The organism is Streptomyces sp. NPDC042002 (assembly GCF_055588305.1).
In genome coordinates this window covers 1-13,483 of record NZ_JBVJCT010000009.1, presented here as the reverse complement: position 1 = coordinate 13,483, position 13,483 = coordinate 1, and the positions used below count along the sequence as shown (strand labels likewise).

Below are 13,483 nucleotides of genomic sequence, written 5' to 3'. Positions count from 1 at the left end.
GGGGCGATTCATGAGGTGTTCACGCAGGATTCCAGGGTCGTCACAGTGGGTGTGTACAGGAGTCCGGACCTGCCCCACACGCCTTCCACCGGGACCGGTTCGAGGGCCGTGCCGTCCAGGTCGGGAGGGGCGTACGGGGTCGGTCCTCGGGCCGGCTGCGCGGGGGCCGGTCCTCCGAGGCCCCAGGCCCGGCGCGGACAGCCCCAGGGCTACCGCACCGCCACGACCGAGGAGCCGTGTCCGAACAGCCCCTGGTTCGCGGTGATCCCGACGTTCGCCCCGGCGACCTGCCGGTCACCCGCACCGTCGCGCAACTGCCACGTCAGCTCGCACACCTGGGCGATGGCCTGCGCCGGGACGGCCTCTCCGAAGGAAGCGAGCCCGCCGCTGACGTTCACCGGTATGCGTCCGCCCAGCGCCGTGGCGCCCTCCCGGAGCAGCTTGGCGGCCTCACCTTCCCCGCAGAGCCCGAGGTCCTCGTACCACTGCAGCTCCAGGGCGGTGGACAGGTCGTACACCTCGGCGAACGAGAGATCCTCGGGACCGATACCCGCCTCCTCGTACGCCGCGCGGGCGATGGACGCGCGGAACGTCCCGGCCGCGGGCTCCACGGCGACCGCGGAGTCCGTGGCGATGTCCGGCAGATCCAGCACGGTGTTGGGATAGCGCGGCGTCACGGTCGACACCGCGCGGATCCGCACCGGCTCCAACGCCCCGTGCCGGCGCGCGAACTCCATACCGGCCAGCACCACGGCCGCGCCGCCGTCGGAGGTCGCGCAGATGTCGAGCAGCCGCAGCGGATCGGCGACCACGGCGGATGCGGCGACCTCCTCGGTTGTGACCCTCTTGCGGTAGCGGGCGTTGGGGTTGAGCGCGCCCAGGGCCGCGTTCTTCACCTTGACCTGGGCGAAGTCCTCCGTAGTGTCGCCGTAGAGAGCCATCCGGCGCCGCGCGTACAGCCCGAAGTACGTCGGATTCGTCGCCCCGAGGACCCGGAAGCGCAGCCAGTCCGGATCGTCCGGCCGGTCCCCGCCGGCGGGGCGGAAGAATCCCTTGGGCGCCGCGTCCGCGCCCACCACGAGGACCACCTCGGCGAGACCCGAGAGGATCTGCGCACGCGCTGTGTTGAGCGCCTGGGCCCCGGACGCGCACGCCGCGTACACGCTCGCGACCCGTGCCCCCTGCCACCCCAGCGCCTTCGCGAAGGTCGCCCCCGCCACGTACCCTGGATAGCCTCCGCGCACGGTGTCCGCGCCCACGATCGAGTCGACGTCCCGCCAGTCGATCCCCGCGTCGGTCAGTGCCGCGCGCGCCGCCGCGACCCCGTACTCGACGAAACCGCGCCCCCACTTGCCCCATGGGTGCATCCCCACGCCGAGCACCGCCACATCACCGGTCACGCCGCCACCCCCGTCTCTCCTGTGCCCTTCATGCCGTCACGCCTGTCGGCCGCCAGTGCCACGTCGTCCACGTCGTCTCCGAGTCCTCGTGCAGCACACCGGGGACGACCTCCACCTCCATGCCCACCGCCAGGTCGGCGACGGTGATCCCGGGAGCCGCCTGGCCGAGGACCACGAGGCGCTCGGATTCCAGCTCCACAGCGATCAACGCGTAGGGCTTCCAGGAGAGTTCCGGATCGCTCACATAGGGTGACGGAGGTCGGTACCGGCTGTCGGTGTACGACCAGACGCGGCCGCGAGAGGACAACGGCACCTCGGCCAGCTCGCCGCCCGCACACCCCGGATTTCGGCAGAAGGCGTCCTCGCGGGGGAAGAACACCGAGGCGCACGCCGAGCAGCGAGTTCCGAGCAGACGGAATCCGTTCCCTTCCCCGGTGAACCACCCGGCGACCACGGGTGTACGTGTTCGCGACATGATCCCTCCACGGCAATGAATCTGACTGGGCGTCAGAAGTGTGCCACGGGCAACGAGAATTGGGCAGGGCGTCCGGGCGAACCGACGGGCGCCCCTCGGGCGTCGGAGTCCTTGCAGGGGCGGCCGGGGCCCACGGGGGTGGTTCCGGCCGCCCCGGCGCCCTGTCCCGGCCACGTCATCCGGTCCGTCCTGAAGACGTCCGTTCGGTGATCCGCTACAGTCCGCGGCGTGTCCGAAACCCCGCACCCACCCGCCGACTTCGCGCCCGATTCGCACTGCTCGAGCTGTGGCGCCCCCTACGGAGAGGGCATCTCCGGCTGGCCCCGTACCTGCGCCGCCTGCGGCACGGTGGCCTACCGCAATCCCCTGCCGGTAGCGGTGGCCCTGCAACCGGTCTACGACGACAGGGGCGCAGCCCTGGTCGTCATCACCCGGACCATCGCCCCCGCGCGCGGGGGAGTGGCCCTGCCCGGGGGATTCATCGACCACCGGGAGGACTGGCGGCACGCCGTCGTGCGCGAGCTCAAGGAGGAGACGGGCATCGACGCGGCCAGCAGGGAAGTGCGGCTCGCCGACGCGATGAGCTCTCCCGCGGGCCATCTGCTGCTCTTCGGACTCCTCCCGGAACGCCCCGCCGCCGAACTGCCGCAGTCTGCGGCCACCGACGAGACGGAAGGCTGGCATCTGCTGCGCCGGCCGGCCGAACTGGCCTTCCCGCTCCACACCCTGGCGGCCCGTGCCTGGTTCGAAGGACGGTACATCTGAGACTCAGGGTGCCCCCAGCCCCCGCACCCGTACGGGATACGACGGCTCGCTGAGACCCCCAGCGCCGCCGGCCCGTCGCACCACCACCTCGTCCCCTTCCCAGCGGGTCACGTAACGCTCGGCCTCCGGTTCCTCCCACCCGTCGCCCGCGTCCGGCACCACGATCCCGCCTCCGCTGCGCCCGGGCGCGGGCGCCCACGCCTCCAGCTCCAGACCACCGTCGGCACCGCGTACGGGCAGGACGGTACCGGCCCGCGCGAGCACCGGAATCCGCGACAAGGGGGTGTCGACCAGCACCTGCGCCGGCCCCTCGTACGCCTCCTCGGTGACCGTGTCGTACCAGCGCCCCCGCGGCAGTTGCACCGCCCGCCGGACCGCCCCGTGGTCCAGTACCGGCGCCACCAGGAGGCTGTCTCCGAGCAGGAAGGCGTCCTCGCAGTCGCGCAGCGCCCGGTCCTCCGGATTGCCCCACCACAGCGGCCGGACGTACGGGGCGCCCGTGCGGCGCGCCGTATGCGCCAGCGTCATGAAGTACGGGAGCAGCCGCCGCCGTTCGACGAGCGCCACGCGCGCGTGCTCCAGCACCTCGTCACCGAACTCCCAGGGCTCCCTGCGCCCGGCTCGCAGGCTCGCGTGGGTACGGAACAGCGGGAGGTACGCCCCGAGCTGGAACCACCGCAGATAGAGCTCGGGCGACGGGCTGCCGTCGAAGCCGCCCACGTCGGGTCCCGAGTACGGCACCCCGCACAACCCCAGCCCCATCACCAGGGACAACGACGCCCGCAGGCCGGGCCAGCCCGTGGCCACGTCGCCGGACCAGGTCCCTCCGTAGCGCTGCAGTCCCGCCCAACCGGAGCGCGAGAAGAGGAACGGCCGCTCCTGGGGCACGAGTTCACGCAACCCCTCATAGGCGGCCCGGGCCATGCCCAGCGCGTACACGTTGTGCGCCTCGCGGTGGTCACCGCCACGGCCCTCCAGGGAATGCCGGGCAGAACGCGGCAGCGTCGACTCCCCGAAGGCCGTGAACGACGTCGGCTCGTTCATGTCGTGCCAGAACCCCGCGAACCCCTGCGCGAGCCGCTCCTCGTAGAGCCTGCCCCACCACGCACGCGCCCGCGCGTCCGTGAAGTCCGGATAGACCGACTCTCCGGGCCATACGACCCCCCGTACGAGCTGCCCCGAGGCATCCCGCACGAAGGCGTCCTCGGTGAGACCGCTGTCGTAGACGGGGTTGCCCGGCTCGGCCTTGACCGCCGGGTCGATGATGGACACCAGACGGATTCCGTCGCGCCGGAGTTCCTCCGCGAGCGCGGGAAGCTTCGGGTACCTGTCGCGATCGACCGTGAAAACCTGGTGGCCGTCGTAGTGGTCGATGTCCAGGTGTACGGCGTCGAGGGGCAGGCCGCGTTCCTGATAGCCCGCGACGATCCTCCGTACCTCCTGCTCGCTGCCGAAGCCCCACCGCGCGTGCTGGTGCCCCAGTGCCCATGCGGGCGGCAGCGCGGCGGCGCCGGTCAGCGACGCCCAGGAGTGCAGCACGCGCGCGGGAGTCCCCACCATCACCCAGCAGCGCAGCGGGCCGCCGTCCATGCGCAGCTCGCACGATCCGGCCCGGTCGTGCCCGGAGCCGGCGCCCTCCTTGCCCTCGCGCAAGGTCATGGTGCCGTCCCACGACGTGTCGTGGAACACGAGATGGGTGGCCGCGTCGGCCACCACCATCTGCACGGGCATCGTGAGGTACAGCGGATCGTCGCCCGGCCCGAAGGCCTGTCCGGGGTCCGTGTTCCACAGCCGGTACGTCCCGTCGCGCAGCCGGGTCCCCGCCGCCCGCCCGCCCAGACCGAAGAAGCGGGCGTCGGCCGCCACTTCGGAGCGCTGCATCCAGCGGGCCGAGCCGCCGTCGACGGGCTCCCACCAGCGGGGCGGCAGATCGCGACGCAGGATCACCCCACCGGGAGTAAGCACCTGGACCGCGCCGTGCCGTGAGACCACGACCGTGACCCGCTCGGCCACGACCCGCCAGCCACCGTCCTTGTCCGGCTCCAGGACGGCTCGTGGGTCCGGCTCCGGGCCGCGGCCCGCGAGGGCGTACGACGGCTCCGGCGCGACCGCGTCCCAGCCCCAGAACACCGCTCCGCCCACCGCGACCGTGATCCGCAGTTCCGAGCGCGTGAAGCGGACGACTCCGCCGCCGGGGCCCGGCTCCACGCCGAGCACCGGCCCTGGCACCCGTGCCCGCTCGGCGCCGCGCTGCGGCAACCCGGTGGCGTCGGCACGCCTCCTACGCCACGCGGCCCGCACTGTGAGCAACCCCTGAGTGGCACCCCCCGAGCCGACCGCTTTCACCGAACGCACCAGGTCACGACCGTCCATGCTGCTCACCCTGCCACTACCGGCGCCGGATGAGTGAGTCGTTCAACTGCCGTTCACCTGTAGCGACGCCACATCTTCATGTCGCGGACTATGTGTGGCGTGCCCTGGTGCAGAAGTCGATCACATGGCATCGTCCGTGTCAGCCGCGTGACGCGCACACCCCCGCTCGTGCGCGACCGACGCACACGACGCGCACAGTCCGGGAGCCGCCCCATGTCCACCACGAACCCCTCACCGCTCTGGCAGCCCGCCGACGAGGTCATCGCCCGGGCGCAGGTCACGAAGTTCCAGGCCTGGGCGGCCGAACGGCACGGAGCCCCGTCGGACGGCGGCTACGCGGCCTTGCACCGCTGGTCGGTCGACGAGCTGGACACGTTCTGGAAAGCCGTCACCGAGTGGTTCGACGTACGGTTTTCGACCCCCTACGCGCGCGTGCTCGGCGACCGCTCCATGCCCGGCGCCGCCTGGTTCCCCGGAGGGTCCCTCAACTACGCGGAGCACGCCCTGCGCGCCGCGGAGACCCGCGCGGACGAACCGGCCCTCCTGTATGTCGACGAGACCCACGAGGCCGTCCCCGTGACGTGGTCCGACCTGCGCCGCCAGGTCGGCTCCCTGGCCGCCGAACTGCGCGCCCTCGGCGTACGCCCCGGGGACCGCGTCAGCGGCTATCTCCCGAACATTCCCCAGGCCGTGGTCGCCCTGCTCGCCACAGCCGCCGTGGGCGCTGTCTGGACGTCCTGCGCCCCCGACTTCGGCGCCCGCAGCGTCCTCGACCGCTTCCAGCAGGTCGAACCCGTGGTCCTGTTCGCCGTCGACGGCTACCGCTACGGCGGCAAGGAGCACGACCGCCGTGACACGGTCGCCGAACTGCGCCGTGAACTGCCCACCCTGCGCGCCGTCGTGCACATCCCGCTGCTGGGTAGCGAGGCACCCGAAGGCGCCCTGGACTGGTCGGCCCTGACCTCGGCCGACGTGGAGCCCGACTTCGAGCAGGTCCCCTTCGACCACCCTCTCTGGGTGCTCTACTCCTCCGGGACGACCGGCCTCCCCAAGGCCATCGTCCAGTCCCAGGGCGGCATCCTCGTCGAGCATCTCAAGCAGCTCGGCCTCCACTGCGACCTGGGCCCCGAGGACCGCTTCTTCTGGTACACGTCCACCGGCTGGATGATGTGGAACTTCCTCGTCTCCGGCCTGCTCACGGGCACCACGATCGTGCTGTACGACGGCAGCCCCGGGTACCCGGACACGGGCGCCCAGTGGCGCATCGCCGAACGCACGGGAGCGACCCTCTACGGGACGTCCGCCGCGTACGTCATGGCGTGCCGCAAGGCGGGCGTCCACCCCTCGCGCGACTTCGACCTGTCCCGCGTGCGCTGCGTCGCCACCACCGGCTCGCCCCTGCCGCCCGACGGATTCCGCTGGCTGCACGACGAGGTCCGCGAGGACCTGTGGATCGCCTCCGTCAGCGGCGGCACCGATGTGTGCTCCTGCTTCGCCGGAGCGGTACCGACGCTCCCGGTGTACATCGGAGAACTCCAGGCCGCCGGCCTCGGTACCGACCTCCAGTCCTGGGACCCCAGCGGAAAGCCCCTCACCGACGAGGTCGGCGAACTGGTCGTCACCAACCCGATGCCGTCGATGCCCATCCGCTTCTGGAACGACCCGGACGGCAGCCGCTACCACGACAGCTACTTCGACACGTATCCCGGTGTGTGGCGCCACGGCGACTGGATCACCGTCACCTCGCGAGGCTCGGTCGTCATCCACGGCCGCTCCGATTCGACGCTCAACCGGCAGGGCGTGCGCATGGGCTCGGCCGACATCTACGAAGCGGTCGAGCGACTCCCCGAGATCAAGGAGTCGCTCGTCATCGGCGTCGAACAGCCCGACGGCGGCTACTGGATGCCGCTGTTCGTCCACCTGGCCCCCGGAGCCGTCCTGGACGAGGCTCTCCTGAACCGCATCAAGGGGACCATCCGTGAACAGCTCTCCCCGCGCCATGTTCCCGACGAGGTCATCGAAGTACCCGGGGTGCCCCACACCCTGACCGGCAAGCGCATCGAAGTGCCCGTCAAACGCCTCCTCCAGGGCGCACCCATGGAGAAGGCCGTCAACATCGGCTCCGTGGACAACGTCGAACTCCTGCGCTTCTACGAAGAGCTGGCCCGCGAGCGCGGCTGATCAGCCTCCATAGGTGGCCTCGGACTCGCCGAGCACAGCGGCGAAATCCGAGGCCAGCCGAACGGCGTCGGCGGGCGGGAGTTCCGCGACCGAGATGCGCACGCCGGGCGCGGCCGAGGTCCTGAAGCGCGCGCCCGCCGCGACCCACCATCCGTACGAACGCAGCCCGTTCACGACGGCCGACTCGTCCCGCACGGGCACCCACACGTTCATCCCGCTCATGCCGTGAGCCTCCGTGCCACGGCCGGCCAGCTCACGGAGCAGCGCGTTCCGACGCAGCGCGTACGTCTCCTGGGCGCGCGCCACCAACGCGCGCGTGCCCTCGTCCGTCATCAGCCCGTGCACCGTCTCCTGCAGCAGATGACTGACCCAGCCCGACGTCAGCAGCAGGCGACCGTCGTGACGGGCCAGTGTCGTCGGATCACATGCCGCGGCCGCCCACCGCAGATCGGTCCCGAGGAACTTGCTCACCGTGCGCACATGGATCCAGCGGTTGAGACCGCCCGAGGCCAGGGTGCGCAGCGGCGCGTCGGCGACCGACGACGCGTGATCGTTCTCGACGACCAGCACATCGGGTTCCTCCTGGAACACGTCGACGAGCGCGTCCCGCCGTTCTACCGAGAAGTTGCCGCCGCAGGGATTCTGCGCCCGCGGACTGCACACCACCGCGCGCACCCCCGCCCGTAGTGCCGCACGCAAGGGCTCCGGGCGGATGCCCTGGTCGTCCACCGCGACCGGAACCGTGCGCAGTCCCAGCGCCGTGACCAGGTCCAGCAGATGGTGATAGCCGGGATCCTCCATCGCGACCGCGTCCCCCGGACGCAGCTCCACCGACAGCAGCCGCCCGATCAGATCCAGCGCGCCATGAGCGAACGTCACGTGCTCCGCCGGCACCCCATCGGGCTCCAGCCAGTCGCGCACCGCCTCCTCCAGCCGCGGCAGACGCGGCGTACCGCGATGCGATCGGGCGCCGGGGGAGAGCTGCGACGGCGGCACCAGACGGGGGAGCAGTCGGGGATCCGGATGCCCGCCCGCCAGGTCGCGCAGCCCGTCCGGCACCCGCGGTGGCCGCCGTGACGCCACTGCGGGTGCGGCAGCCACCACGGTCCCGCCGCGCCCGCGGGTCACCACGATCGCGCGCCGCCGCAGTTCCTTGTACGCCGTCGCGACCGTCCCCGGGCTCACGCCGAGCAGATCGGCCAAGCCGCGCACCGGGGGGAGCGCCGTGCCCGGCTCCAAAGCGCCTTCAGCGACGCCGCGTTCGACGGACGCGGCAATTCCCTTGGCCGTCGTACCGCTGATCGAATATTGTGTTGCCACGTTTTCGAGTATGTATCAATACATAAACTGACACAAGGGGGGCAGCGAGTCCGGTGCGCCGCGCAGCCGCATGGCCGACACGCGTTCCAGGAGGTCCCGACGGCCGAAGAATGCTCTGGATCGCCCTGGTCGACCGCATCGGCAGCGGCCTGTGGGCATCCGTCTCCGTCCTGTACTTCACCTACGTCACCCATCTCTCGGCCACGCAGATCGGCACCCTCGTGGCCGCGGCCGGAGCCGTCGGTATCGCCGGCGCCCCCCCTGGGCGGGCGCATCACGGACCGCCTGCCGCTCACCCGCGTTCTCATCGCGCTCCAACTCCTGCGCGCCCTCGCCTCCTTCGCGCTGCCGACCACCGACAACTACGCCCTCCTCGTGGCGTTCTCCGCCGCGGGCAGCTTCGGCGACCGTGCCGCGAACATCCTCACCAAGCTCTACGCCACCCGCGTCTCGGGACCCGACCGCGTCCGCTACCAAGCCGTCAACCGCACCGTCGCCAACGCCGGTTGGGCCCTGGGAGGACTCGTTGCGGCCGGTGCCCTCACCATCGGAACCACCGCCGCGTACCAATGGCTGCTCGCGGGCGACGCCTTCTCGTTCGTGGCCGCCGCCCTCGCGACCGCCCGCTGCGGTGAACCGCCCTCGGCCACCCGCACGATCGCCACATCGAAGGACCCCGTCCCCGCGACGCGACCCGCGACTCCCTGACGCGACCGCACGTACCTCGCCTACGTCGCCACCGAGACCGTCCTCTTCCTCGACGACGCCGTGTTCAAGGTCGGGCTGCCCCTGTCCATCGCCCACTCCGACCGGGCTCCCCACGGCCTCGCACCGCTGCTGATGGTCCTCAACAACGTGATGGTCGTGGCCCTCCAGGTCCCGCTGGCCCGGTTCGGCGCCACAACGGCCGCGGCCCCGTGCGCTGCTCATCCCGCTCTCCGCCTTCTTCGCCCTCGAAAGCGTCACCATGGCGCTCTCCGTGACGGGCGGAACTATGGCCGTGACCCTCTTCCTGACCGCGTCGGCCGCCGCGTTCACGGTGGCGGAGATACTCCACGCCACCGTCTCCTGGGAACTCTCCGTGGCCCTCGCCCCCGGCAACGCCCAGGGTGCCTATCTCGGCGTCCACGGACTGGCGCAGGCCGCCCAACGCGGCGTCGGACCACTCGCCGTCACCACCGCCATCACCGCCGGCCCCGTCGGCTGGACCGTCTTCGACGCGACCATAGCCATGACCTGCATGTTTCAGCGTCGCATCGTGCGTGACCGACTCTCCCGCCCCGCATTGTCAGTACCAACGGTTACTGTGAGTGAGCATTGATCGACTGTGTACTGGGGGAAACATGGCGCACACCAAGCACCACACCATGCGACGCGTCCTGCGCCGCGAAATCGCCGGCACCATCGGCCTGCTGACCGACGAACAGGACTTCCGGGCGATGCGGCGCTACCGCACGTTCGCCTTCGACGACCACACGACCTATCTCCAGCAGGTCGAAGCCCTGCTCAAGACCCTCGCCGCTCAGGGCGGCCACACCACGGTGGCACTCTTCGACCCAGAGGAGTACGCGGAATTCTGCGCCGAAAGCGGCCTGGAACCCGACACCCCCGCCAGCCGCATCCGCTTCACCGCGCAACTGGCAGCGACCGGCCCCACCGTTCCCTACGACGGACAACCCCTCGACCAGCTGGTCCCGGACCTCGTCGACGAAGCGGTCCGCCGTGCCACCTGGGAGTACGCGACCACACTCCTGGCCCGCATCGGCACCTGTGCGACCTGCGGCGAGGACATCGGCCGCACCTCCTTCATCCGCGCCGCCCACCTCCTCACCCGCGTCGTCGACACCGCGGGCCCGGGAGACCTCCACCTGGTGTGCAGCGTCACGTCAGCACCCGACACACTCGTCGCCGTGCTCCGGGCGGAAGGCCGCACCGAAGGCGCCACACACCTCGACGAATCCGAAGCCCTCGAATTCACCACCGTCCTCGCCCTCGGTATCGCCACCCGCAGCGCCGGCGGACTCGTCATGCGCACCACCGCACCCGACACCACCGACCGTGTCTACGGATGGCGTCTGCGCGGCGACGTCCTGGAGCCCCTCACCGCCGGGGAGGTGTTCGACGCCTATTGCACCGACATCGAATCCGGCGACCTGGTCTCCCCGGAATCGGGCGTCGACTATTGCGTACCCCCCGACCTCGGAGACGAGGGAAAGGGGACGGGCCACACGCACTGAACGCGAAAGGGGCGCCCCATCCGCAGATGGAGCGCCCCTCCGTACCGCCAACCACTGTCGCTCAGTGGACGGCGCCGCCCGGTTACTCGCCGGACAGCACCGCCTGCGCCGCGGTGCGCGCCTCTTCCGCCGTGTCCGAGGCACGCGCGGCCGAGGCCGCGCGCTCGCACTGGGCCAGCGTGTACTTCGCCAGCGTGGCCCGCACATAGGGGATCGACGCGGCACCCATCGACAAGGAGGTGACACCCAGACCGGTCAGCACACAGGCGAGCAGCGGGTCCGACGCGGCCTCACCGCAGACACCACAGCTCTTGCCCTCGGCCTTCGCCGCCTCGGCGGACAGCGAGACCAGGTCGAGCAGCGCGGGCTGCCACGGGTCCTGCAGCCGGGACACCGCGCCCACCTGCCGGTCCGCGGCGAACGTGTACTGCGCGAGGTCGTTGGTTCCCAAGGAGAGGAACTCGACCTCCTGCAGAATCGACCGCGCCCGCAGCGCGGCCGACGGGATCTCCACCATCGCGCCGAACTTCGCCCGCAACCCGGCCGCACGGCACGCGTCCGCGAACGCCTTGGCGTCCGTACGGTCCGCGACCATCGGAGCCATCACTTCGAGGTAGACCGGCAGGCCGTCCGAAGCCTTCGCGAGGGCGGTGAGCTGCGTACGCAGCACATCGGGGTGGTCGAGCAGCGAACGCAGACCCCGCACGCCGAGCGCGGGATTCGGCTCGTCGGCCGGAGTCAGGAAGTCCAGCGGCTTGTCCGCGCCCGCGTCGAGCACCCGCACCACGACACGGCCCTCGGGGAAGGCCTCGAGCACCTGGCGGTACGCCTCGACCTGCTTCTCCTCGGACGGCGCCTGCTTGCTGTCGTCGAGGAAGAGGAACTCGGTGCGGAACAGACCGACGCCTTCGGCACCGGCCTCCACAGCCGCCGGTACGTCCGCCGGACCGCCGACGTTGGCCAGCAACGGCACCTTGTGTCCGTCGGAGGTGGCACCCGGACCCGTCGAGGCGGACAGTGCCGCCTTGCGCTGGGCCGCCGCGGACTCAAGCTGCGCCTTCTTCTCCGCGCTCGGCTCCACGAAGATCTCACCGGTGCTGCCGTCGACGGCGATCACGGTGCCTTCGGCGAGCTCACCGGCGCCGGGGAGCGCCACGACGGCCGGTACACCGAGCGCACGCGCCAGGATCGCGCTGTGGCTGGTCGGCCCGCCCTCCTCGGTGACGAAGCCGAGGACCAGGGTCGGGTCCAGCAGGGCCGTGTCGGCGGGCGCGAGGTCACGCGCGATGAGGACGTAGGGCTCGTCGCTGTCCGGGACACCCGGCATGGGTACGCCGAGCAGCCGGGCGACGATACGGTTCCGCACGTCGTCGAGGTCCGCCACGCGTCCGGCGAGGTACTCACCGGCGCCGGCCAGCAGCGCCCGGTACGCGGCCAGCGCGTCGTAGACCGCACGCTCGGCGGTGCTGCCGACGGCGATCCGCCGGTCCACATCGGCCATCAGCTCGGGGTCCTGGGCCATCATGGCCTGGGCTTCAAGAACGGCCTGGGCTTCTCCCCCCGCCAGATTGCCGCGCGCAATCAGGTCGGCTGCCACAGCCTCCACGGCCTTGCGGGCACGACCCTGTTCGCGCGCCGCTTCCTCCGCCGGGATCTGCTTGGCAGGCGGCTCAAGGACCGCCGTACCCATGTGCCGAACTTCGCCGATCGCCACACCGTGGCTCACGCCGACGCCTCGCAGCGTTGTCTCCATCTCACCCGTCTCCGATAGTGCGGCCGGTTTCGCCGCCGTGATGGTTGTCGAACGCGCCGTCCAGGGCAGCGTTGAAGTCACTGCCAGCCGAAGAGTTCGTCGCCGGCCTTCACATCGCCGTCCTCACGGACGTCGGAGAGGGAGTCCGCCGTGGCCTCGAGGGCCACGACCGGGCACACCGGGGATTTGCCGGCCTCCTCGACGGCGGCGGGGTTCCACCGCACGACGCCCTGGCCGCGCGTCACGGTGTCCCCCTTGTTGACGAGAAGCTCGAAACCCTCGCCATTGAGCTGCACGGTATCGATGCCCAGGTGCGTGAGCACGCCGTGGCCCTCGCTGTCGACGATGACGAACGCGTGCGGGTGAAGGGAGACGATCACCCCGTCCACGGGAGAGACGACCTCCGAGGGCTCACGGACGGGGTCGATCGCCGTGCCGGGGCCGACCATCGCTCCGGAGAACACGGGGTCCGGTACCGCGGCGAGTCCGATGGCGCGTCCTGCAAGAGGGGACGTCACGGTGGTCATGGGAAGCCTCCGAGGGGGTGGAGATCTATACGGGCCGTCACTGTCTGTCCCGGACAGCGCACTGTTGAGCAGGGTATGTCATATGAAGTGCCGGTTCCGCGCGAGAGATCCCGGTTGGCGCCGTAGAGCACAGGGCAAACGATTTGCGCCTGCTCCCGCACCCCATGTACAGTCGTACTCCTGCTTGAGGCTGAGCGGCGTGACCAAGCGTCGTTGCCCGGCAGCACCCAACTCGTCAGATCCTATCTCGGGGTCCTGTTTCGCATGTCTGCGGGACGGTGGTCAGAGAGACGGAAAAGCACTGATAGAGTCGGACTCGCCGGAAAGGGAAACGCGGAAGCGGGAACCTGGAAAGCACCGAGGAAATCGGATACGGAAACGGTCTGATAGAGTCGGAAACGCAAGACCGAAGGGAAGCGCCCGGAGGAAAGCCCGAGAGGGTGAGTACAAAG

The 13,483-nt window shown here is 70.8% G+C and carries 11 protein-coding genes; 5 read left to right on the top strand and 6 right to left on the bottom strand.

Annotated elements, in window-relative coordinates; translation table 11 throughout:
* Positions 1-209: 209 nt before the first annotated feature.
* Together ACZ6KY_RS15965 and ACZ6KY_RS15960 are read right to left on the bottom strand one after the other, a co-directional pair.
* Positions 210-1,400, bottom strand: a complete 1,191-nt coding sequence (locus tag ACZ6KY_RS15965; RefSeq protein ID WP_469310899.1) for a lipid-transfer protein — start codon at positions 1,398-1,400, stop codon at positions 210-212.
* A gap of 28 nt (positions 1,401-1,428) precedes the next feature.
* Positions 1,429-1,854, bottom strand: coding sequence for a Zn-ribbon domain-containing OB-fold protein (locus ACZ6KY_RS15960; protein WP_469311084.1), 426 nt, complete (start codon positions 1,852-1,854; stop codon positions 1,429-1,431).
* A gap of 249 nt (positions 1,855-2,103) precedes the next feature.
* Here ACZ6KY_RS15960 and ACZ6KY_RS15955 point away from each other — a divergent pair, with 249 nt between their 5' ends.
* Positions 2,104-2,640, top strand: coding sequence for an NUDIX domain-containing protein (locus ACZ6KY_RS15955; protein ID WP_469310898.1), 537 nt, complete (start codon positions 2,104-2,106; stop codon positions 2,638-2,640).
* Positions 2,641-2,643: 3 nt separating this feature from the next.
* On the opposite strand, the gene ACZ6KY_RS15950 is transcribed toward ACZ6KY_RS15955, so the two are convergent.
* Positions 2,644-5,013, bottom strand: a complete 2,370-nt coding sequence (locus tag ACZ6KY_RS15950; RefSeq protein WP_469310897.1) for a glycoside hydrolase family 31 protein — start codon at positions 5,011-5,013, stop codon at positions 2,644-2,646.
* 213 nt (positions 5,014-5,226) lie between these two features.
* Between ACZ6KY_RS15950 and ACZ6KY_RS15945 the strand changes: the two genes are divergently transcribed.
* The gene (locus ACZ6KY_RS15945) at positions 5,227-7,194 is read left to right on the top strand and encodes an acetoacetate--CoA ligase (protein ID WP_469310896.1); all 1,968 of its coding nucleotides are present in this window, start codon (positions 5,227-5,229) and stop codon (positions 7,192-7,194) included.
* Here the strand turns inward: ACZ6KY_RS15945 and ACZ6KY_RS15940 are convergent, their stop codons facing one another.
* Positions 7,195-8,514, bottom strand: coding sequence for an aminotransferase class I/II-fold pyridoxal phosphate-dependent enzyme (locus tag ACZ6KY_RS15940; RefSeq protein ID WP_469310895.1), 1,320 nt, complete (start codon positions 8,512-8,514; stop codon positions 7,195-7,197).
* On the opposite strand from ACZ6KY_RS15940, the gene ACZ6KY_RS15935 reads away from it, so the two are divergent.
* The 3 genes from ACZ6KY_RS15935 to ACZ6KY_RS15925 all read left to right on the top strand — a co-directional run bounded on the left by ACZ6KY_RS15935 (position 8,503) and on the right by ACZ6KY_RS15925 (position 10,751).
* Complete coding sequence (locus tag ACZ6KY_RS15935; RefSeq protein WP_469310894.1) at positions 8,503-9,222, top strand: MFS transporter; 720 nt, start codon at positions 8,503-8,505, stop codon at positions 9,220-9,222. The genes ACZ6KY_RS15940 and ACZ6KY_RS15935 overlap by 12 nt on opposite strands.
* Positions 9,223-9,481: 259 nt before the next feature.
* Positions 9,482-9,835 carry a hypothetical protein gene (locus tag ACZ6KY_RS15930; protein WP_469310893.1) on the top strand — a complete coding sequence of 118 codons (354 nt, stop codon included), beginning with the start codon at positions 9,482-9,484 and terminating at the stop codon, positions 9,833-9,835.
* Positions 9,836-9,857: 22 nt separating this feature from the next.
* Entirely contained in the window at positions 9,858-10,751 is an 894-nt protein-coding gene (locus ACZ6KY_RS15925; protein ID WP_469310892.1) for a hypothetical protein, read from the top strand.
* An 82-nt stretch (positions 10,752-10,833) separates the two neighbouring features.
* Here the strand turns inward: ACZ6KY_RS15925 and ptsP are convergent, their stop codons facing one another.
* Both ptsP and ACZ6KY_RS15915 read right to left on the bottom strand, forming a co-directional pair.
* Positions 10,834-12,504: a phosphoenolpyruvate--protein phosphotransferase gene (gene ptsP, locus ACZ6KY_RS15920; protein ID WP_469310891.1), complete on the bottom strand. Its 1,671-nt coding sequence runs from the start codon at positions 12,502-12,504 to the stop codon at positions 10,834-10,836.
* Positions 12,505-12,581: 77 nt separating this feature from the next.
* Positions 12,582-13,031, bottom strand: a complete 450-nt coding sequence (locus ACZ6KY_RS15915) for a PTS sugar transporter subunit IIA (protein WP_469310890.1) — start codon at positions 13,029-13,031, stop codon at positions 12,582-12,584.
* Between the last annotated feature and the right edge of the window lie 452 nt (positions 13,032-13,483).

Coding starts and splice junctions, on each gene's coding strand:
- ACZ6KY_RS15950 (WP_469310897.1), bottom strand. CDS start 5,013: ATGGACGGTCGTGACCTGGTGCGTTCGGTGAAAGCGGTCGGCTCGGGG.
- ACZ6KY_RS15945 (WP_469310896.1), top strand. CDS start 5,227: ATGTCCACCACGAACCCCTCACCGCTCTGGCAGCCCGCCGACGAGGTC.
- ACZ6KY_RS15915 (WP_469310890.1), bottom strand. CDS start 13,031: ATGACCACCGTGACGTCCCCTCTTGCAGGACGCGCCATCGGACTCGCC.
- ptsP (WP_469310891.1), bottom strand. CDS start 12,504: ATGGAGACAACGCTGCGAGGCGTCGGCGTGAGCCACGGTGTGGCGATC.
- ACZ6KY_RS15930 (WP_469310893.1), top strand. CDS start 9,482: ATGGCGCTCTCCGTGACGGGCGGAACTATGGCCGTGACCCTCTTCCTG.
- ACZ6KY_RS15925 (WP_469310892.1), top strand. CDS start 9,858: ATGGCGCACACCAAGCACCACACCATGCGACGCGTCCTGCGCCGCGAA.